This window comes from Dactylosporangium thailandense (assembly GCF_059739745.1).
The window spans coordinates 8,240,773-8,261,688 of sequence record NZ_AP029195.1; the positions used below are offsets into that span (position 1 = coordinate 8,240,773).

Genomic DNA, 20,916 nt, shown 5'->3' on the forward strand with positions numbered 1-20,916 from the left:
TTATCCGGTCCCAGGTGTTGACTCTCCAGCGACTGGAGACATCAGGCTGATGGGCATGACGATGAACCTGACACCCGAGGAGAAGCGGGAGCTGTTCGGCTCCTTCGATCCCGATCAGCATGCCGAGGAGGCCGAGCAGCGCTGGGGCTCCACCGAGGCGTACCAGCAGTCCGCCCGCCGCACGGCGCAGTACACCAAGGCCGACTGGGAGCGGATCAAGGGCGAGGCGGCCGAGAACACCGCGCAGTTCGCCGCGGCGTTCGACAGCGGCGTTCCGGCCGGCGACGAGCGCGCCATGGACCTCGCCGAGGCGCACCGGCAGCACATCAGCCGCTGGTTCTACGACTGCTCGGCCGAGATTCATCAGGGGCTCGGGGAGATGTACGTGTCCGATCCCCGGTTCACCGCGAACTACGACGCCGAGCACCCGGGGCTCGCGGCGTACATCCGCGATGCCATCCGGGCCAACGCGGCCCGGGTGCGCTGAGCCGGCTCTTTGCCACCCACGGACGTCAGGATTCCTGGCGGGAGCGACGGTCCGGACCACCGCGGACCCGAGCCATGAACAAACGCGGCCCCTCTCAAAGCGAGAGGGGCCGCGTTTGTTCAGGTCAGGCGGTCTCGGTGATGGGCCGGTCGACCCAGCTCATCATCGAGCGCAGCTGCTTGCCGGTCTCCTCGATCGGGTGGTTGGCGCCCTGCTCGCGGTACTTGGTGAAGTTCGGGCGGCCGGCGTCGTCCTCGGCGATCAGCTCGCGGGCGAACTCGCCCGACTGGATCTCGCCCAGGATGCGCTTCATCTCCTCCTTGACCCGGGCGTCGATGACGCGCGGGCCGCGGGTGTAGTCGCCGTACTCGGCGGTGTCGGAGACGCTGTAGCGCATGCGGGCGATGCCGCCCTCGTACATCAGGTCCACGATGAGCTTGAGCTCGTGCAGGCACTCGAAGTAGGCGATCTCCGGGGCGTAGCCCGCCTCGGTGAGCACCTCGAAGCCGGTCTGGACCAGGGCCGACGCGCCGCCGCAGAGCACGGCCTGCTCGCCGAAGAGGTCCGTCTCGGTCTCCTCCTTGAAGGTGGTCTTGATCACGCCGGCGCGGGTGCCGCCGATGCCGGCCGCGTAGGCCAGCGCCAGCTGCAGCGCGTTGCCGGTCGCGTCCTGCTCCACCGCGACGAGGCAGGGCACGCCCTTGCCGTCGACGAACTGGCGGCGGACCAGGTGGCCCGGGCCCTTCGGGGCGACCATGCACACGTCGACGTCCGCGGGGGGCGTGATGAGCCCGAAGCGGATGTTGAGGCCGTGGCCGAAGAAGAGCGCCTTGCCGGCGGTCAGGTTCGGGGCCACGTGCTCGGAGTACAGCGAGCGCTGCGCCGTGTCGGGCGCGAGGATCATGATCACGTCTGCCTCGGCGCTCGCCTCGGCCGGGGTGAGGACGCGCAGGCCCTGCTCCTCGGCCTTGGCGCGGCTCTTGGACCCCTCGGGCAGGCCGATGCGCACGTCGACGCCGGAGTCGCGCAGGCTCAGCGCGTGGGCGTGACCCTGGCTGCCGTACCCCAGCACCGCGACCTTGCGGCCCTGGATCAACGACAGGTCGGCGTCGTCGTCGTAAAACACCTCGGCGGGCATGTGCTTGTTCCTTTCGAGAATTTCAGGAGGCGGCGCGGAGCGCCGGACCGGTCGTGATGGAGCGGGAGCCGCGGCCGATGGCCACGACGCCGGACTGGACCATTTCCTTGATACCGAACGGCTCCAGGTCACGAAGCAGCGCGTCCAGCTTTTCCGACGTGCCGGTCGCCTCGATGGTGAGGGCGTCGGCGGCGACGTCGACCACGCGGGCCCGGAACAGGTTCACGGTCTCGAGGACCTGCGAGCGCACCGGGCGTTCCGCGCGCACCTTCACCAGCAACAGCTCGCGCTGCACGCTGGCGGTGGTGTCGAGTTCGACGATCTTCAGGACCTGCACGAGCTTGTTGAGCTGCTTGGTCACCTGTTCCAGCGGGGATTCGTCCGCGTTGACCACGATCGTCATCCGGGAGACCTCGGGGTGCTCGGTCTCGCCGACGGCCAGGGAGTCGATGTTGAAGCCGCGGCGGGCGAACAGCCCCGCGACGCGGGCCAGTATGCCGGGCTTGTTCTCCACCAGGACGGAGAGGGTGTGCTTGGCCATGTCGGTGCTACTCCTACACGTCGTCCTGGTCGAACGCGGGACGGACGCCCCGCGCGAACATGATCTCGTCGTTGCTCGTGCCGGCGGCGACCATCGGCCACACCATCGCGTCCTTGCCGACCACGAAGTCGATGACGACGGGCTGGTCGTTGACCTTCATCGCGGCCTCGATCGTCGCGTCGACGTCGCGCTTGGTCTCGCAGCGCAGCCCGAAGCAGCCCAGGGCGTCGGCGAGCTTCACGAAGTCCGGGATGCGGTGCTTGTGGGTGCCGAGCTCGGTGTTGGAGTACCGCTGGTCGTAGAAGAGCGTCTGCCACTGCCGGACCATGCCCAGGTTGCCGTTGTTGATGACGGCGACCTTGATCGGGATGCCCTCCAGCGCGCAGGTGGCCAGCTCCTGGTTGGTCATCTGGAAGCAGCCGTCGCCGTCGATCGCCCAGACCGTCTTGTCCGGGCGGCCGACCTTGGCGCCCATCGCGGCCGGCACCGCGTAGCCCATCGTGCCCAGGCCGCCCGAGTTGAGCCAGGTGGCCGGGTGCTCGTACTTGATGAACTGCGCGGCCCACATCTGGTGCTGGCCCACGCCCGCGGTGTAGATCGCCTCCGGGCCGACCAGCTTGCCGATGCGCTCGATGACGTACTGCGGCGACAGCGTCCCGTCCGAGGGCTCCTCGTAGCCCAGCGGGTAGCGGCCGCGGATGTCGTCCAGGGTCGCCCACCAGTCCGTGAGCACCGGCTTGCGCCCGGCCGCGTGCTCGGCCGAGACCGCGGCGAGCAGCTCCTCGATCACGTGCTTGGCGTCGCCGACGATCGGCACGTCCGCGGTGCGGTTCTTGCCGATCTCGGCCGGGTCGATGTCGGCGTGGATGACCGCCGCGTTCGGCGCGAACGTCGACAGCTCGCCGGTCACGCGGTCGTCGAACCGGGCGCCGATGGTGATGAGCAGGTCGGACTTCTGCAGCGCGTAGACCGCGCCGACCGAGCCGTGCATGCCCGGCATGCCCATGTGCTGCGGGTGGGAGTCCGGGAAGGCGCCGCGGGCCATCAGCGTCGTGACGACCGGGGCGCCGGTCAGCTCGGCCAGCTTCAGCAGCACCTCGGAGGCGTGGGCCTTGATGACGCCGCCGCCGACGTAGAGCACCGGGCGCTTGGCCCCGGCGATCAGGCGGGCCGCCTCGCGGATCTGCTTGCCGTGCGGGTGCAGGGTCGGGTGGTAGCCGGGCAGCTCCATGGTCGGCGGCCACTTGAACGTGGTCTTGTTCTGCAGCACGTCCTTGGGGATGTCGACCAGGACGGGGCCGGGGCGCCCGGTGCCGGCCAGGTGGAACGCCTCGGCGAGCACCCGGGGCAGCTCCTCGCCCGACTGGACCAGGTAGTTGTGCTTGGTGATCGGCAGCGTGATGCCGGCGATGTCCGCCTCCTGGAAGGCGTCCGTGCCGATCGAGCCGGAGGCGACCTGGCCGGTGATCGCGACCATGGCGACCGAGTCCATGTAGGCGTCGGCGATCGGGGTCACCAGGTTCGTCGCGCCCGGGCCGGAGGTGGCCATGCACACGCCGACCTTGCCGGTCGCCTGCGCGTAGCCGGTGGCGGCGTGGCCGGCCCCCTGCTCGTGGCGGACCAGGATGTGCCGGACGCTCTCGGAGTCGAACAGCGGGTCGTACGCCGGGAGGATCGCGCCGCCCGGAATGCCGAACACGACGTCGGCGCCGAGGGCCTCGAGCGAGCGGACGAGTACCTGCGCCCCGGTGAGCAGCTCCGGCTGGGCCTTCTTGTCGGCGGCCGGCGCGGTGGCGGGCGGTGCGGGGTGCCCCCGGTGGGCGAGGACTTCTGGCGTGGGTCTCGTCATCGCTTTCGCACTTTCGCTCGAAGGTGTCTAGGCAAGGCTCCGGACATGAAAAAACCCCACGTGCTCGGCACGGGGGGCTAGCGCGCTGACGGCAGGCGTCGGCGCGCTAGATGATAAGTACTCGGAGCGACCTCGACGACATGAGCCCACTCTGGCGCATCTCACGGCCTGAGTCAACCTATCCCAGGATGCGGAACGTGTCAGACTCCAAGTATGCCCGAGCTGCGGTCCAAGACTTCCACTTCTGGTCGCAACATGGCCGGCGCGCGCGCCCTGTGGCGTGCCACCGGCATGACCGACTCCGACTTCGGCAAGCCGATTGTCGCCATCGCCAACAGTTTCACGCAGTTCGTGCCGGGCCACGTCCACCTCCGCAACCTCGGCATGATCGTCGCCGACGCGGTTGCCGAGGCCGGTGGGGTCGCCAAGGAGTTCAACACCATCGCCGTCGACGACGGCATCGCCATGGGCCACGGCGGGATGCTCTACTCGCTGCCCAGCCGCGAGCTCATCGCCGACGCCGTCGAGTACATGGTGCAGGCCCACTGCGCCGACGCCCTCGTGTGTATCTCCAACTGCGACAAGATCACGCCCGGCATGCTGCTCGCCGCCCTCCGCCTCAACATCCCCACCGTCTTCGTCTCCGGCGGCCCCATGGAAGCCGGCAAGACCGTCTCGATCGAGGGCATCGTCCACGAGAAGGACGCCAAGCTCGACCTCATCGACGCGATGATCGCCTCCGCCAACGAGTCCGTCACGGACGAGCAGCTCGGCCAGATCGAGCGCTCCGCCTGCCCGACGTGCGGCTCCTGCTCCGGCATGTTCACCGCCAACTCCATGAACTGCCTGACCGAGGCGATCGGGCTGGCCCTGCCGGGCAACGGCTCGACGCTGGCCACGCACGCGGCGCGCAAGGCGCTCTTCGAGCGGGCCGGTTCGCTGATCGTCGACCTCGCCAAGCGCTACTACTTCTCCGACGACGCCTCGGTGCTGCCGCGCGCGATCGCCTCCCGGCCCGCCTTCGAGAACGCCGTCGCGCTGGACGTCGCGATGGGCGGGTCCACCAACACCGTGCTGCACCTGCTGGCCGCCGCCCGGGAGGCCGAGCTCGACTTCTCCGTGGCCGACATGGACGGGATCTCGCGCCGCGTGCCCTGCCTGGCCAAGGTGGCGCCGAACACGCAGAAGTACCACATGGAGGACGTGCACCGCGCCGGCGGCATCCCCGCCATCCTCGGCGAGCTGTCGCGCGGCGGGCTGATCGACGAGTCGGTCTGGTCGGTGCACTCCCCGACGTTCCGCGAGTGGATCGACGAGTGGGACATCCGCGGCGGCAAGGCCTCGGAGCAGGCGCTCGAGCTGTTCCACGCCGCGCCCGGGGGCGTGCGGACCACCGAGCCGTTCTCCACGGAGAACCGGTGGAACTCGCTCGACACCGACGGCGAGAACGGGTGCATCCGCAGCGTCGAGCACGCCTACACCAAGGACGGCGGCCTGGCGATCCTCTTCGGCAACCTCGCGCCCGAGGGCTGCGTGGTCAAGACGGCCGGCGTGCCCGAGGAGAACCTGACGTTCTCCGGCCGCGCGAAGGTCTTCGAGTCGCAGGAGGCCGCCGTCGACGGCATCCTCGCCAAGGAGGTCGTGGAGGGCGACGTCGTCGTCATCCGCTACGAGGGCCCGAAGGGCGGCCCCGGGATGCAGGAGATGCTGTACCCGACCAGCTTCCTCAAGGGCCGCGGGCTCGGCCGGGCCTGCGCGCTGATCACCGACGGGCGCTTCTCCGGCGGCACGTCGGGCCTGTCGATCGGGCACATCAGCCCGGAGGCGGCCGGCGGCGGGCTCATCGCGCTCGTCGAGGACGGCGACCGCATCGACATCGACATCCCGGCCCGCTCCATCCAGCTCGTCGTCGGCGACGAGGAGCTGGCCGCGCGCAAGATCGCGCAGGACAAGCGGGAGCGGCCCTACACCCCGCTCGACCGCGAGCGGCCGGTGTCGGCGGCGCTGCGGGCGTACGCGTCGATGGCGACGTCGGCGAGTGACGGCGCTTACCGCCGGGTTCCGTAAAGTTCCACTAGGATGTGCGTCAGTCAACGCGACTGGCGCACATCAAGGTGGAACCGACCACCGGGGAGCTTCCGATCGCGGGCACCGCGCGCCTGGGTGTCCCGACGTATCAGGAGGCTGCATGTCTTCTTTGCGCTTGGTGGACCCCGAGCTGGCCGCGCTCGTCGAGGGCGAGGAGCAGCGTCAGCACGACACGCTGCGGATGATCGCCTCGGAGAACTACGTCTCCCGCGCCGTCCTCGAGGCGACCGGCTCCGTGCTGACCAACAAGTACTCCGAGGGTTACCCCGGGAAGCGGTACTACGAGGGCCAGCGCTTCGTCGACCCCATCGAGGAGCTCGCGATCGCGCGGGCCAGGCACGTGTTCGGCGTCGAGCACGCGAACGTCCAGCCGTACTCGGGCTCGCCCGCGAACCTCGCCGTCTACCTGGCCCTGGCCAAGCCCGGCGACACCGTCATGGGCATGGCGCTGCCGATGGGCGGGCACCTCACGCACGGCTGGCCGGTGTCGGCGACGGGCAAGTGGTTCCGGCCGGTGCAGTACTCGGTCCGTCGCGAGACCGGCCGCGTGGACCTCGACGAGGTGCGTGACCTGGCCCTGCGGGAGCGCCCGAGGCTCATCTTCTGCGGCGGTACGGCCATTCCGCGCACGATCGACTTCCCGCGCTTCGCCGAGATCGCCCGCGAGGTGGGCGCGGTCCTCGTCGCGGACATCGCGCACATCGCCGGCCTCGTGGCGGGCGGGGCGCACCCGTCCCCGGTCGGGCACGCCGAGATCATCTCGACCACGACGCACAAGACGCTGCGGGGCCCGCGGGGCGCCATGCTCATGTGCACCGCGGAGCACGCGTCCGCCATCGACAAGGCCGTGTTCCCGGGCCTGCAGGGCGGCCCGCACAACCACACCACCGCCGGGATCGCGGTCGCCCTGGGCGAGGCTTCACAGGATTCCTTCAAGGTGTACGCCCAGCAGGTCGTCGCCAACGCCCGCGCCCTGGCCTCGGCCCTCCTCGAGCACGGCTTCGACCTCGTGTCGGGCGGCACCGACAACCACCTGCTCCTGCTCGACCTCACCAGCAAGGGCATCGGCGGGAAGCCGGCCGCGAAGGCCCTCGACCGCGCGGGGATCGAGACGAACTACAACACGGTGCCGTACGACACCCGCAAGCCCTTCGACCCGTCGGGTCTGCGCCTGGGTACTCCCGCGCTGACCACCCGCGGCCTCACGGAGTCCGCGATGCCCCAGGTGGCCTCGTGGATCTCCCGCGCCGTGGACGCCGCCCTGAAGTCGGACGACGACGCGCTCGACGTGATCGCCGGTGAGGTTCGGGAGCTGCTCTCGTCCTACCCGCTGCGCTGACGCCCGAGGGGGCGCTCCGCTCTGCGCGGCGCGCCCCCTCGTTCGGCTCTTCGATCACTTCCGGCGCAGGAACCTGCGGGTCTTCTCCTTCGGCTCCTCGTCGAGGTTGAGCTCGAGCGGGGCGAGGTCCTCGAACGCGGAGAGCTGCTGCTGCTCGCGCTTGCGCTGCTCCGGGATGCGCTCGCCGCCGCCCCAGCCCTCGTTGCCGGGCTCTTCGTTCCTGGGCGCGGCGCGCTCCCAGCCGGCGTTGCGCGGCTCTTCGCTCCTGGGCGCGGCACGCTCCCAGCCCTCGTTGCGCGGCTCCTCGCTCCTGGGCGCCGCGGGTTCCCAGCGCTCGCCCGGCTCGGAGGCCCAGGCGCCGGCGGTCTCCTCCGGGCTGTTGCGCTCCTGCTTGTCCTTGTCCTTGTTGCGCCCCCAGCGGGACTTCTTGGCCTTCTCGGGACTGCCGCCCCCGCCGTCGGCGACGGGCGGCGGCACGGGCGCCTGCGCGGGCCCGTCCCACCAGGCCTCCTCACCGGCACGCCCCGCGGGCGCGTGGTTGTCGACCGGCGGCGGCGCGGGCCGCTGCGGCCGGGACTCCCACGCGTCGGTGGTACGCCCGTTCCGGCTCGGCCACGCCTGAGTGGCCGGCTCGTCGCGGCTCGGGGCCTGCGCCTCCCACGGCTGGGTGCTCGCTCTTTGCTGGGTGCCCGCTCCTTGCTGGGTGCCCGCTCCTCCCCCGGCCGCGAAGTCGGGCTGGCCCTGGGCTTCCCGGCCCGAGGGGTGGGAAGCCCACGGCTGGCTGTTCCATCCACCCCCGGCCGGGGCGGCGGGCTGGGCCTGCGTGTTCGGGTTCTCGGACCTGGGGTCCCACGCGTCGGCGGGGCGCCCGCTGCTGCCTGCGGCTGTGGTCTGGGCCTCCCACGCGTCGGCGGCACGCCCACCGCCGCCTGCGGCTGTGGTCTGGGCCTCCCACGCGTCGGCGGCACGCCCACTGCCGGCCTGGGCCTCCCACGCGTCGGTGGTACGCCCGTTCCCGCCCGGGCCCGCGATCGGCTGCCCCATGCCCGGCATCGGTCCGGCATCCGCACCCGGCACGCTGGGCCAGCTCGCGGTCCGCTGCTCCCGCGCGTCGACGTTCTCGGCCTCGCCCGCCTGCTGCCGATCCCGCCGCCGAATCGACCGCGACGCGGCATCGGACGACTCCCAGGACCGCCGCAACTCGAGCGGCTTGGCCACGAGCTCGGGCGAATCGCCGTCGAACAGGCTCCCGGTGAAGGGCGCCCGCTCAGGCCGCCGCCGCGCCTCTCCGGCCGTCGGCTGCTGTTCCCGGCCCGGCTCCGAGTTCCGCCAGTCCCCACCGGCGGCCCCCGCCTGAGGCGACGTCCGCCAGTCGACGGACGGCCCAGCCTCCGCCGCGGGCTGCCACTCAACGGACGGCCGCTCAGACGCGGCCTGCCACTCAACGGACGGCCGCTCAGACGCGGCCTGCCACTCGACGGACGGCCGGTTCTCCGCTGCGGGCTGCCACTCAACCGAAGGTCGCCCGGACGCGCCGTTCTCCGCCGCCGGCTGCCATTCGACGGACGGCCGCGCACTCGGCCGCACCTCATCGGCACCACGCCCGGCCGCGGGCGCCTCGGCGGACCGCCACTCCACGGACGGCCGCTGCGACGGACCCGCCTCGGACGCGGACCGCCACTCCACGGAGGGCCGCTCGGACGCGGCCTGCCAGCCAACGTTCGACTGCTCGGACGCGGGCCGCTCCGCCCCGGACTGCCACTCCGCCGCGGGCCGCTCCGGCGCCCCCAGCCAGTCAGCCGACGACCGCTCGGGCGCGGGCGCGTCCGGCGCGGATCGCCACTCGACCGACGGCCGCTCGGGCGCGGAGGAATCGGGCGTCCGCCAGTCCACCTGAAGGCGCTCGGCCCCCCGCGACTCGGCTGGCGGCGGCGGCCATTCCACGACCGGCCGCTCATCCGCCCGCCGCGCGTCCTGGGAGTCGCCCGCCCATGGCTCCCGACCCGGCGTACGCCAGTCAGCAACCGGCTCCGGCGCCCGCGTCTCCGCGATCGGCTCGGGGGCCCGGCGCTCCCGCCACGGCTCCTGCACCGGCTCGGGAGCACGGTTCTCCCGCCACGAATCGGCCACCGGCTCCGGCGTGCGCGTCTCGCGCCACGAAGGCTCCACCACCGGCTCGGGAGCGCGCGAGTCACGCCACGAGTCCGCCACCGGCTCCGGCGTGCGCGTCTCGCGCCACGACGGCTCCACCACCGGCTCGGGGGCGCGCGAGTCGCGCCACGAGTCCGCGTTCGGCTCGGGGGTGCGGGGGTCGCCGCTCGCCTCGGTGCGCCGCGCGTCCGGGCGGGCCGGCTGGGTGTCGGTGGTGGGGTCGGGCCAGCTGCCTACCTCGTACGCCGCGGGGAAGTCGTCCTCCGCCTCGCTCGACCAGCGGAAGCGCTCGCCCGGGGCCGGTGTCTCGCCGCCCATCGGGGACCAGGACCGCCGCGCGGAGGCGCGGGCGTCGGGCTCGGAGGTGTCCTCGGCGGCCCAGGCCGCGATCCGGCTGGCCGAGTCGTTGTCCCAGTTTCCGACGAGCTCGCGGGTCGAGCGGGCCTCCCACGAGCTCTCGGGGTCGTCGTCCCCGCGGCCGGAGGCACCGTCGCGGCCGCGCGAGGAGGCGTCGTCGTCCCCGCGCGAGGAGGCACCCCCGCGGCCGGACGCACCGTCGCGCCCGCGCGAGGAGGCGTCGTCGTAGCCGCGGTCGGAGGCGTCGTAGCCGCGGTCGAATCGGGACGGGCCGCCGAGGTCCGCGTCGCGACCCGAGCCGCGGCCGCCGGCGCGCGCGGAGGCGGCGAAGTCGGCGTCGCGGCCGTGGTCGTAGCCCGGCCCCGCGCCGAAGTCCGAGTCGCGACCGGCGCGCGCGGAGGCGGCGAAGTCGGCGTCGCGGCCGAGGTCGTAGCCCGGCCCCGCGCCGAAGTCCGAGTCGCGGTCGTAGCCCTGCGCCGCGCCGAAGTCCGAGTCGCGGTCGGCGCGTGCGGGGGCGCCGTACTCGGCGTCGCGGTCGCGGCGGGACGGGGCTCCGAAATCCGCGTCACGGTCGTGATCGCGGTCGAAGCGGGACGCTGGGCCGAAGTTTGAATCGGCTTGGGAGCGCAACGCGGCCTCCGGGGTAGCGGGGTCAGGTCCGTTGCCATCTGTGGGCGGTTCGGGGGCTGGCTCGGAGCCCGCGATTGTGGCATCCGCATGCTCGCCGCGGGCGGCGATTGGGGCATCCGCATGCTCGCCGCGGGCGGCGGCGCTCTTGGCCAGGCGACTCAGGCGTGCGCGCATGACGCCGTTGCCCGGGCGCCAGGCGGTGGTCGGGGCGGTGGGTTCGCCGGTGCCGCCCAGCACCGTCGGCATGCCCGCCGCGGCGGACGGGCCCGACGGCGAGGACGCGGCGGCGGCGAACGCCGCGTCCGTGGGCGACGCCGTGTCCGAGCGCTCGGCGGACGACGCGGTCGCCTCGCGGGCGAAGGTGCGCGGGAGCGACAGGGGCTCCGGCAGCTCGTTGCCCGCCGCGAGGACGAGGAGGCGCTCCATGACGTGCAGGTCGACGCGGTAGGGCTCGGCCGCCAGCCAGCGCCCGGCCGCGTCCGCCATCTCGTGGGCGTGCACGAGGTGCAGGTGCTCGCCGGGTGCGACGGAGATCACCAGGTCCTCGGAGACGTCGCCGCGGGAGGGGGCGACCACGAGGTACCCCCGGACGGAACCCCCGACCTTGGCCAGCTGCTCGCGCCAGGTGTGCACCTCCGCGGCGAGGCCGTCGACGTCCTCCGAGCCGGGCACGAACAGGCGGCCGCCGCGCAGCACCTGGCCCGCGGCGTCCATCGTGAAATCGCCGTGCGGCCAGACCGTCGGCAGGAACAGTGCGACGCGGCGGCCGGCGGAGACGAGATGCGTGCAGCCGCCCTCGCCCAGGGCGAAGAAGCGGGAGCTCGGAATGACCTCGAGCTCCTTCAGGCGCGGGAGCGTGTCGTCGGGCTTGCCCCACCAGCGGCGCCCGCTCACGGCCTCGTCGATGGAGGACCGGGACACCCGACGCGCGTCGAGGAGCAGGGCGGAAAGAAAAGAGCCTGCCAACGGTACGACATAAGCGAGATTGATCCCGATGAAGCCCAGCACACCGGGGAGGTCGAACCAGCTGTCCGGCAGGCGACCGCGCGTGGCCACGCCCCAGGCGACGGCGCCCGCGGCGATGGTCAGGATCGCGAAGAGCGGGAAGCCCCGCAGCGTGAGCACCACCACACCGGCGAGCGCCAGGATCGCCGCGGCACCCCACAGGATGCTCAGCTCCTTGATCCCCCAGCCGGCCACGGCCAGCGCGACCAGGACCGATGCGCCCAGCAGCCCGGCGGCCACGGCTCCGGTCGGGCGCACGGTGACGCGCTTGCTGCGCTTGATGCCCTCGGCCCACGGGGCGGGTGTGTCTCGACGGAACGTGGCGGTCACGTTCTGCCCTCCCCCCACGGGCAGGCTCCCGCAAAGCCGGACATATTCGCGCGGATCGCCCGACGAGCCCCCCGGCCGGTCGCGATCTCGTCTAACACGGCACCGAGCGTAACCCCGGCCGCCGGTGGCGGCGAAGGGCGGCCGTTCTCATCCCCCACGGCGCTCAGTATGCCCGGCCGGGCGCCCGGAGGCAGTTCCTCGAAAGGTGGGAGGATGGCTGTGTGAGCAACCAGGTCAAGGTCAAGTTCCGGCGCAGCGCAGCCCTCGCCGTGGCGGCGGGCATCACCGTGATCGGCGCCATTCCACTGCTCGCCGAGAGTGTCTGGTTCCTGCTGGTGCTCCTGATTCCCCTCGCCATCGCCATCTGGGCCTGGCGCGCGGGCACCGACGTCGACGAGCGCGGGTTCACGGTGCGCGCCCTGCTCGGCCGCCGCACGGTCCCGTGGAACGCCGTGGACGGCCTCGTCATCGACGGCGCGCGGGTGCAGGCGCGCCTGGCCAACGGCCACCTGGTGCTGCTGGACGCCGTGCGCGCCGCGGACGTACCACGCCTGATCAAGGCCAGCGGACAGCCGCTCGGGGGCGACCGCACCGCGACCCCCGCCGGCGAGGACGACTCGGACGCGGCCGACGACGGCGAGAGCGCTCCGCAGCCGGCGGGCCAGAGCGTTCAGTAGCCGTCGGTGACCACGTTGTCCAGGGGTTCGTCCGCGAGGAAGCGGCGCAGCTGGGACGCGGCGAGGGTGTAGCCGCGGCGCCACAGGCCCGGCACCGAGCCGGCGACGTGAGGCGTGATGAAGACGTTAGGAAGGCGCCACAGTTCGTGGTCGGGCGGTAGCGGTTCGGGGTCGGTGACGTCCGTGGCGAAGGCGATGCGGCCGGTGCGCGCGGTCGCGGTCACGGCCTCGGTGTCGACCACCGGGCCGCGGGCGGCGTTGACGAGCAGGGCGCCGTCGCGCATGTGCGACAGGAACCCGGCCGAGACGAGGCCCCGGGTCTCGGGAGTGAGCGGTACCAGCAGCACGACCACATCGGCGTCGGGCAGCAGCCGCGGCAGCTCCTCGACGCCGTGCACGCCCTCGCGCGGGCGCCGCGCGACGCGGGTCACCTCGACGTCGAACGGGGCCAGGCGCGCCTCGGTCGCGCGGCCGATCGAGCCGGAGCCGACGATGAGCACGCGCTTGCCGGCCAGTTCGTCCGTGCGCCGGTACGCCCACTCCCCCCGCTCCTGCGCCCGCGCGAACGACGGGAACTCACGCACGCAGGCCAGGACGGCCCCGACGACCCACTCGGCCGTCGAGGAGTCGTGCACGCCCCGGGCGTCGCAGAGGGCCACACCGTCCGGGACCCGGCCCGCCCACGCGTCCGCGCCCGCGCTCAGCAGCTGAATGACCCGCAGCTTCGGCATCTCGCGGGTGAGCGCGGTGACCTCGGGCTTGGCCAGGAACGGGGGCACCCAGAAGGCCACGTCGTCCGGGTCCGACGGCAGCTCTCCCGGCGCCGGCATGACCTCGACGACCGCCTCCTGCCGCGCGGTCGCGGCGCGGAGGAGCTCCGAGCCGTACTCGTGGGCGACCCAGATCTTCACCATGCGGTCGATGATGCAGGTCCCCGCGGCCCGGGCAAAACGACGCGCGCGGTGATATGAGCAAGACGCGCGGGGTGGGAACGACGGCGGAAAAGGCCGCTCCCGAGCGGCAACGCTACGCTTGGCCCGGTGAACGCCCGGACGCACCGTTCTGCCCGCCGGCCCGCTGGTCGGAGCCTCGCCGTGCTCTGCGCGGCCGCGGCGGCCCTCGCCCTCGCGGGCTGCTCGTTCGGGCCACCGCCGCCGGACGAGCTGGGGTCGCCGCCGAAGCTGTCGCCGTACCCGTCGCCGTCGAGCTCCGGCAGCAGCGACGAGGGCGGGGCCGAGGTCTCGGTCACCGTGCTGGCCAAGGGGCTGGCGGTGCCGTGGGGCATCGCGTTCCTGCCGGACGGCTCCGGGCTGGTCACCGAGCGTGACAGCAAGCGGCTGCTCAAGGTCGGCAAGGAGACCACGTCCGACGGCATGCTCGTGGCGGAGCTGCAGAAGATCGACGCCGCGGTGCCGGGCGGCGAGGGCGGGCTGCTCGGCATCGCGGTTTCGCCGCAGTACGACACGGATAAAACGGTGTTTGTGTACTACACCGCCCAGGACGACAACCGCGTCGCCAAGCTGACCCTCGGGCAGGCGCCGGTGCCGATCCTGACCGGCATCCCCAAGGCGGGCATCCACAACGGCGGCCAGCTGCGCTTCGGGCCGGACGGATTCCTCTACGTGGCCACCGGCGACGGGAACAAGCCCGAGAGCGCCCAGGACCTCAACAGCCTCGGCGGCAAGATCCTGCGCATCCAGCCGGACGGGAAGCCGGCGCCCGGTAACCCGTTCGGAACCGCCGTGTACAGCTACGGACATCGCAACGTGCAAGGGTTCGCGTGGGACAAGAACCAGCGCATGTACGCGATGGAGTACGGGGCCAGCGATGCCGACGAGCTCAACGTGATCGAGGCGGGCAAGAACTACGGGTGGCCGACGGTCGAGGGCCGCGGCACCGACCCGAAGTTCACCAACCCGATCATGACCTGGAAGACCGCCGACGCCTCGTGCTCGGGGCTGGCCTATCTAAGCGGCTACCTGGTGACCTCGTGCCTGAAGGGGCAGCGGATGTACGTCATGCAGGTCACCGAGGCCGGCACGCTCCTGGGTGCGCCGGTGCCGCTGCTGCAGGACAAGTACGGTCGCCTCCGCGCGGCCGCGGTCGCGCCCGACGGCAGCCTGTGGATCTCCACGTCCAACAAGGACGGCCGCGGCACGCCGAAGCCGGATGACGACATGCTCCTGCGCCTGGTGATCAGCGACGTCGGCGAGGCCGGCAAGAGTTGAGCTCGCCGTTCAGCCGTCGTGCCGCGCTGGCCGCCCAACGGGCCCGGCGCCGCGCGACCATCATGGCCGCCGGTCGCCGGAGGCACCCGGCCGGGCCCGGGAGCGGCCGCGCCCGGGCACCGAGGCACAAACGCCTGCGGCGGATCGGCCACGGGCTGCTCGTGGGCGCCGTCGCGGTCATCGGGATGATCATCGGCGTCGAGCTCGGCGGGACCACGACGCAGGACATCGGGCCCTTCCGCGCGCAGCTCTCGCTTGTCCCGTCCTGGCACGGCGACACCTCGGTGGAGATCCCGCCGCTGGGCTCACTGGAGCTGAACAGCCACGACGGCCCCGTGCACCTGCGCATCCGGCTGGAGTCGCTGGACGAGGCGCGCACCCGCGCGTTCGCGGCGAAGACCGGCAACCTCGAGCAGATCAGCCACGACGCGGTGGACCAGCTCAGCCTCGGCGTGCGGCGGCTGGCGCTGCAGACGGCGGGCAGCGGCCTGCTCGGCGCGATGATCCTGGTCGCGCTGGTGTTCCGGGCGCGGCGCGCGACGGCGGCCGGGGGCCTCGTGGTGATCGGGGTGCTGGCCTCGACCGGGGCCGCGACGCTGCTCACGTTCAATCCCGCGGCGATCCAGGAGCCGACGTACCGCGGCCTGCTCGTCAACGCCCCGGCCATCATCGGCGACGCGAAGCGGATCACCGACCGGTACGAGGAGTACCGCTCGCAGCTGCAGAAGCTGGTGCTCAACGTCAGCAAGCTCTACGGCACGATCTCGGCGCTGCCGGTGTACGAGCCGGACAAGAGCACCACCAAGGTCCTGCACATCTCCGACATGCACCTCAACCCGGCGGCCTGGGGCGTCGTGCGCTCGGTCGCGGACCAGTTCGACATCGACATCATCGTCGACACGGGCGACATCAACGACTGGGGCAGCGAGCCCGAGGCGTCCTACGTCAACGTCATCGGCGATCTGAAGGTCCCGTACCTCTACATCCGCGGCAACCACGACTCGGCCGTCACCGCCGCCGCGGTCGCACGCCAGCCCAACGCCACGGTGCTCGACGACACGATCGTGAGCGTGAAGGGCCTCACCTTCGCCGGCATCGGCGATCCGCGGTTCACGCCGGACAAGTCGACCGACGAGTCGAACGACGAGCAGCACAAGCAGGTCGTGACCTCGGGCGACATCCTGGCGGAGAAGATCCGTTCCAGCACCAAGCCGGTCGACGTCGCGATGGTGCACGACCCGGTGGCGGCCCAGGAGCTCGCCGGGCTGTGCCCGCTGGTCCTCGCCGGGCACAAGCACGAGCGCTCGATCGCGCGCCTCAACCCGAACCCGGGCGCGGCCGCGCCGGTGGCGGTGCCGGCTCCCGCGACGTCGCCCTCGGCCTCGGCCTCGGCGTCCGCGGCCGCGCGGGCCCTGCAGGAGCGCACCCTGCTCATGGTGGAGGGCTCGACGGGCGGGGCGGGGCTGCGCGGGCTGGAGAGCTCGAAGCCCTTGCCACTCGCGCTTTCCATCCTGTACTTCGACGAAGACCGCCACCTCTCCGCCTACGACGACATCCAGGTCGGGGGCACCGGGTTGACCGAGGTGGCGCTGCAGCGGCACATCGTGCAGCCGGACACGAAGGGGGCTCCGACGCCGGCACCCTCGGCATCGGCGTCGTCCTCGTCGCCGGCTCCGTCGCCGAGTCCTACGCCGTAGGGATCGTTTGGACGCGAAAAGTCGGGCGCTCCGCGCCGCGACTTTTCGGATTTTTCGCCTGTCGGGTTGTAAATCCGGTTTGGGAGGATTTTGCGGCCGGGTCGCCTTTTGGCGGGTGCGCGAGGCGGAGTCGGCGGTTCGACGGGGCGAGTCGGAGCGGAGCGCGCGGGAGCGGTCCACGCGGGAGGGCGAGGTGCGCGAGTCGAAGCCGGCGCGCGGGAGCGGCCTGCGCGAGAGGGCGAGGTGCGCGAGTCGGAGCCGAGTGCGGGAGCGGCTTTTACGAGGCGACGGGGTGCGAAAGCCGAGGTCGGGCGCGGGATGCCTCGGGGAAACTCCGGCCCGGGAGCCCGCGCTCGGGAGCGGCTTGTGCGAGAGAGCGAGGCGCGAGAGCCGAGGGCGGGTGCTGAGGCGAGCCGCGAAGAGTCGACGGCCAGAGCCGAAAGCGAGCGCGGGAGCAAGCCGCGAAGAGTCGACGTGCGGGAGCCGAGCGCGGGAGCGAGCCGCGAAGAGTCGACGGCGAGAGCCGAAAGCGAGCGCGGGAGCAAGCCCGCGAAGAGTCGACGTGCGGGAGCCGAAAGCAGGCGCTGAAGCGAGCCGCACGAGGGGTCCAGGTGTGGGAGGCCGGCTCGGGTGACAGTGCGAGGCTCCGGGGCGGCTGGGAGGTGCCGCAGGAGTGACGGCGGCTTTTGTTCTTGGCGCCGCGGACCTGGCTGGGCGGTCCCCTCCGGCCGAAGGCCCTCCGGGACCGCCCATTGTCTGGCGGGAGCAACGGTCCGCAAGTGACGCGGACCCGAGCAAGGATGAAACGAACCGTCAGGACAGCCGGGCGATGATCAGCTCGCGCACGGTCTTCGCGTCCGCCTTGCCGCCGGTGGCCTTCATGACCGCGCCGACCAGGGCGCCCGCGGCCGCCACCTTGCCCTCGCGGACCTTCGTGGCGATGTCCGGGTTGGCGGCGATCGCGTCGTCGACGGCCTTGGTCAGGGCGCCCTCGTCCGAGACGACCTCCAGGCCGCGCGCGGTCACGACCTCGGACGGCGTGCCCTCGCCGGCGATGACGCCCTCGAGGACGACGCGGGCGAGCTTGTCGTTGATCTTGCCGCTGTCGACCAGGGACTGCAGCTCGGCTACCGCGGCGGGGGTCACGCCCAGGGCGTCGAGCTCGGTCTCGGTCTCGTTGGCGCGGCGGGCGAGCTCGCCGAGCCACCACTTGCGCGCGGACGCGGCCGATGCGCCCGACTCCACCGTCGCGGCGATGAGCTCGACGGCGCCGGCGTTGATCACCGACTGCATGTCGAGGTCGCTGAAGCCCCACTCGGACTGCAGGCGCTCGCGGCGCACGCGCGGGAGCTCGGGCAGGGCCGCGCGCAGCTCCTCGATCCACTCGGCGGACGGGGCGAGCGGGACGAGGTCGGGCTCCGGGAAGTACCGGTAGTCCGTCGCCGTCTCCTTGCTGCGGCCCGAGGTCGTGTCGCCGGTGTCCTCGTGGAAGTGGCGCGTCTCCTGGATGATCGTGCCGCCGTCGGTGAGCACGCCCGCCTGGCGGATGATCTCGGAGCGCACGGCGCGCTCGACGCTGCGCAGGGAGTTGACGTTCTTCGTCTCCGTGCGGGTGCCCCACTGCGCGCCCGGGCGGTTGAGCGAGGTGTTCACGTCGCAGCGCATCGAGCCCTGCTCCATGCGCACGTCGGACACGCCGAGGGTGCGCACGACGTCGCGCAGCTCGGCGACGTACGCCTTGGCGATCTCCGGCGCGCGGGCGCCCGTGCCCGGGACCGGCTTGGTCACGATCTCGACCAGCGGGATGCCGGCGCGGTTGTAGTCCACGAGGGACTCCGTCGCGCCGTGGATGCGCCCGGTCGCGCCGCCGACGTGCAGCGTCTTGCCCGTGTCCTCCTCGAGGTGCACGCGCTCGATGCCGATGCGCACCATCTCGCCGTCGACCTCGACGTCGAGGTAGCCCTCGACGCACAGCGGCTCGTCGTACTGGCTGATCTGGAAGTTCTTCGGCATGTCGGGGTAGAAGTAGTTCTTGCGCGCGAAGCGGCCCCACGGCGCGATCGAGCAGTTCAGCGCGAGACCGATGCGGATCGTGGCCTCGATCGCGGCGCGGTTGGCGACCGGCAGGGCGCCGGGCAGGCCGAGGCAGACCGGGCAGACCTGCGTGTTGGGCTCGGCGCCGAACACGGTCGGGCAGCCGCAGAACATCTTGGTGTTGGTGCCGAGTTCGACGTGCGTCTCCAGGCCGATGACCGGCTCGAACGCGGCCACCGCCTCCTCGTACGACAAGTGCGTCACGGTGCTCATGAAGTGCCTGCTTTCAGCCTTGGTGTATCAACGCACGACATTGGGTATCCCTCGCATACCTGGAGGGAGCGACGTCATGCCGGTGCAGTTTCGGAAGAGCAAGAAGATCGGCCCGTTCATTTTCCACTTCACGCAGGACGGTTTCTCCTCGTGGAGTTTCAAGCTGGGCCCCTGGTCGTGGAACTCCCGTAGCAAGAAGAACCGCGTGGACCTGCCCGGCCCGTTCTCCTGGCGCCAGGGCAGCCGGGGCTGATCCGGCCGCGGTCACAACGCCGGCGGGATGAGTGGCGGCAGCGCTGACTCCAGCGCGGCCGCCACTCGGTACATCCGGTCGTCGGCCATCGTCGGGGCCATGATCTGCAGCCCGACCGGCAGCCCCTCGCTCGTGCCGGCCGGCACCGAGATGGCCGGCCCGCCGTAGAGGTTCGACGGGATCGTGTAGAGGTCCGCCAGGTACATCTGGTACGGGTCCGAGGTGCGCGAGCCCAGCGGGAACGCCACGAACGGCGTGGTCGGCGCGACGAGCACGTCGGCGACCTCGAACGCGGCGGTGAAGTCGCGGGTGATCAGCGTCCGCACCTTCTGGGCCTGGCCGTAGTACGCGTCGTAGTACCCGGCCGACAGCGCGTAGGTGCCGAGGATGATGCGCCGCTTGACCTCCGGGCCGAAGCCCGCGTCGCGCGTGAGGGACATGACCTCTTCCAGCGAGTGCCTGCCGTCGTCGCCGGTGCGCAGGCCGTAGCGCACGCCGTCGAAGCGCGCGAGGTTGGACGAGCACTCGCTCGGCGCGATCAGGTAGTAGGCCGGCAGCGCGAACTTGAAGCTCGGGCACGACACCTCGACGATCTCCGCGCCCAGCTTCACCAGGGCGTCGATCGACTCGCGGTACGCCGCGGCGACCCCGGGCTCGGCGCCCTCGCCCGCGAACTCCTTCACCAGGCCCAGGCGCACGCCGCTCAGGTCGCCCGTCGCGCCCAGGCGCGCCGCCGCGACGACGTCCGGCACCGGCTGCGGGATCGAGGTCGAGTCGCGGGGGTCGTGGCCGCCGATGACGGCGTGCAGCAGCGCCGCGTCCTCGACGGTCCGCGCGCAGGGGCCGGGTGTGTCGAGGGACGAGGAGAAGGCGATCAGTCCGTACCGCGACGTGCCTCCGTAGGTCGGCTTCGCGCCCACGGTGCCGGTGACGGCGGCCGGCTGGCGGATCGAGCCGCCCGTGTCGGTGCCGATGGCCAGCGGCGCCTCGTACGCGGCCACCGCCGCCGCGGAGCCACCGCCGGAGCCGCCCGGGATCCGCGTGGTGTCCCAGGGGTTGTACGTCGGGCCGTAGGCGGAGTACTCCGTCGAGGAGCCCATCGCGAACTCGTCCATGTTGGTCTTGCCGACCATCACGAGCCCGGCCTCGCGCAGGCGCGTCATGATCGTCGCGTCGTACGGCGGGCGCCAGCCCTCGAGGATCTTCGAGCCCGCGGTCGTGGGCACGCCGCGCGTGGTGATGACGTCCTTGACGCCGATCGGCACGCCGTCGAGCGGCCCCAGCGCGGCACCCTGGGCGCGGCGCTCGTCGGTGGCGCGGGCGGCCTCGAGCGCACCATCGCGGTCGACGTAGAGGAACGCGTGGACCTTGTCCTCGACGGCCTCGATGCGATCCAGGTGCGCGGTCGCGACCTCGACGGCCGAGACCTCCTTGGCGTCCAGGCGCCGGCCCAGCTCGGCCGCGGACAGCTTGGTCAGGTCACTCACGGCTCAGGCCTCCTCGTCCAGGATCCGCGGGACGCGGAAGCGGTTCTGCTCGGCGTCGGGCGCGCCGGCCAGCGCGTCCTCGCGCGCCAGGCCGGGGACGACGACGTCGTCGCGGTACACGTTCGTGAGCGGCACCGAGTGCGAGGTCGGCGGCACGTCGGCGGCGGCGACCTCACCCACCTGGGCGACGGCCTGCAGGATCACGTCGAGCTGCCCGGCGAAGGTCTCGAGTTCTTCATCGGTGACGGCAAGCCGCGCGAGGCGCGCGAGATGCGCCACCTCCTCGCGGGAAATCGTGGCCATCGGCGCGCTTCTCCTTCAGATCGTCGGCTCGGGACGCAGCGTGACATGC

At 72.2% G+C, this 20,916-nt stretch carries 15 protein-coding genes and 1 riboswitch; of the genes, 7 read left to right on the forward strand and 8 right to left on the reverse strand.

Annotated features, from left to right (window positions below; all coding sequences use genetic code 11):
- Positions 1-55 precede the first annotated feature (55 nt).
- Positions 56-487, forward strand: coding sequence for a TipAS antibiotic-recognition domain-containing protein (locus AC6JBM_RS36705; protein ID WP_497978507.1), 432 nt, complete (start codon positions 56-58; stop codon positions 485-487).
- A gap of 124 nt (positions 488-611) precedes the next feature.
- Here the strand turns inward: AC6JBM_RS36705 and ilvC are convergent, their stop codons facing one another.
- The 3 genes from ilvC to AC6JBM_RS36720 are packed head-to-tail and all read right to left on the reverse strand — an operon-like array spanning position 612 to position 4,015.
- Positions 612-1,625, reverse strand: a complete 1,014-nt coding sequence (gene ilvC / locus AC6JBM_RS36710) for a ketol-acid reductoisomerase (RefSeq protein ID WP_350624249.1) — start codon at positions 1,623-1,625, stop codon at positions 612-614.
- Positions 1,626-1,647: 22 nt separating this feature from the next.
- Positions 1,648-2,166, reverse strand: a complete 519-nt coding sequence (ilvN, locus tag AC6JBM_RS36715) for an acetolactate synthase small subunit (protein ID WP_344613581.1) — start codon at positions 2,164-2,166, stop codon at positions 1,648-1,650.
- Between the two features lie 13 nt (positions 2,167-2,179).
- Entirely contained in the window at positions 2,180-4,015 is a 1,836-nt protein-coding gene (locus AC6JBM_RS36720) for an acetolactate synthase large subunit (protein ID WP_497978508.1), read from the reverse strand.
- Positions 4,016-4,228: 213 nt separating this feature from the next.
- On the opposite strand from AC6JBM_RS36720, the gene ilvD reads away from it, so the two are divergent.
- Together ilvD and glyA are read left to right on the forward strand one after the other, a co-directional pair.
- Positions 4,229-6,082, forward strand: coding sequence for a dihydroxy-acid dehydratase (gene ilvD / locus AC6JBM_RS36725; protein ID WP_497978509.1), 1,854 nt, complete (start codon positions 4,229-4,231; stop codon positions 6,080-6,082).
- Positions 6,083-6,100: 18 nt separating this feature from the next.
- Positions 6,101-6,187: riboswitch (ZMP/ZTP riboswitch) on the forward strand.
- 16 nt (positions 6,188-6,203) lie between these two features.
- Positions 6,204-7,442 (forward strand): serine hydroxymethyltransferase, encoded by a 1,239-nt coding sequence (gene glyA, locus AC6JBM_RS36730; RefSeq protein WP_497978510.1) that lies wholly within the window; start codon positions 6,204-6,206, stop codon positions 7,440-7,442.
- 54 nt (positions 7,443-7,496) lie between these two features.
- Here glyA and AC6JBM_RS36735 read toward each other — a convergent pair whose 3' ends face one another.
- The gene (locus AC6JBM_RS36735) at positions 7,497-11,915 is read right to left on the reverse strand and encodes a hypothetical protein (protein ID WP_497978511.1); all 4,419 of its coding nucleotides are present in this window, start codon (positions 11,913-11,915) and stop codon (positions 7,497-7,499) included.
- A gap of 221 nt (positions 11,916-12,136) precedes the next feature.
- Here AC6JBM_RS36735 and AC6JBM_RS36740 point away from each other — a divergent pair, with 221 nt between their 5' ends.
- A complete protein-coding gene (locus AC6JBM_RS36740) occupies positions 12,137-12,592 on the forward strand; it encodes a PH domain-containing protein (protein ID WP_497978512.1) in 456 nt (151 codons plus the stop codon).
- Here the strand turns inward: AC6JBM_RS36740 and AC6JBM_RS36745 are convergent.
- A complete protein-coding gene (locus tag AC6JBM_RS36745) occupies positions 12,586-13,503 on the reverse strand; it encodes a 2-hydroxyacid dehydrogenase (protein ID WP_497986600.1) in 918 nt (305 codons plus the stop codon). The two genes, AC6JBM_RS36740 and AC6JBM_RS36745, sit on opposite strands and share 7 nt — an antisense overlap.
- A gap of 129 nt (positions 13,504-13,632) precedes the next feature.
- Between AC6JBM_RS36745 and AC6JBM_RS36750 the strand changes: the two genes are divergently transcribed.
- Both AC6JBM_RS36750 and AC6JBM_RS36755 read left to right on the forward strand, forming a co-directional pair.
- Positions 13,633-14,820 (forward strand): PQQ-dependent sugar dehydrogenase, encoded by a 1,188-nt coding sequence (locus AC6JBM_RS36750; protein ID WP_497978513.1) that lies wholly within the window; start codon positions 13,633-13,635, stop codon positions 14,818-14,820.
- A gap of 161 nt (positions 14,821-14,981) precedes the next feature.
- Positions 14,982-16,517, forward strand: a complete 1,536-nt coding sequence (locus AC6JBM_RS36755; protein WP_497978514.1) for a metallophosphoesterase family protein — start codon at positions 14,982-14,984, stop codon at positions 16,515-16,517.
- A gap of 813 nt (positions 16,518-17,330) precedes the next feature.
- Here AC6JBM_RS36755 and gatB read toward each other — a convergent pair.
- The gene (gene gatB / locus AC6JBM_RS36760; RefSeq protein WP_497978515.1) at positions 17,331-18,824 is read right to left on the reverse strand and encodes an Asp-tRNA(Asn)/Glu-tRNA(Gln) amidotransferase subunit GatB; all 1,494 of its coding nucleotides are present in this window, start codon (positions 18,822-18,824) and stop codon (positions 17,331-17,333) included.
- Positions 18,825-18,900: 76 nt separating this feature from the next.
- On the opposite strand from gatB, the gene AC6JBM_RS36765 reads away from it, so the two are divergent.
- A complete protein-coding gene (locus AC6JBM_RS36765) occupies positions 18,901-19,077 on the forward strand; it encodes a DUF4236 domain-containing protein (protein WP_350624267.1) in 177 nt (58 codons plus the stop codon).
- 11 nt (positions 19,078-19,088) lie between these two features.
- Here the strand turns inward: AC6JBM_RS36765 and gatA are convergent, their stop codons facing one another.
- Positions 19,089-20,564, reverse strand: coding sequence for an Asp-tRNA(Asn)/Glu-tRNA(Gln) amidotransferase subunit GatA (gene gatA / locus AC6JBM_RS36770; protein WP_497978516.1), 1,476 nt, complete (start codon positions 20,562-20,564; stop codon positions 19,089-19,091).
- Positions 20,565-20,567: 3 nt separating this feature from the next.
- Positions 20,568-20,867 (reverse strand): Asp-tRNA(Asn)/Glu-tRNA(Gln) amidotransferase subunit GatC, encoded by a 300-nt coding sequence (gatC, locus tag AC6JBM_RS36775; protein WP_497978517.1) that lies wholly within the window; start codon positions 20,865-20,867, stop codon positions 20,568-20,570.
- Positions 20,868-20,916: the final 49 nt, after the last annotated feature.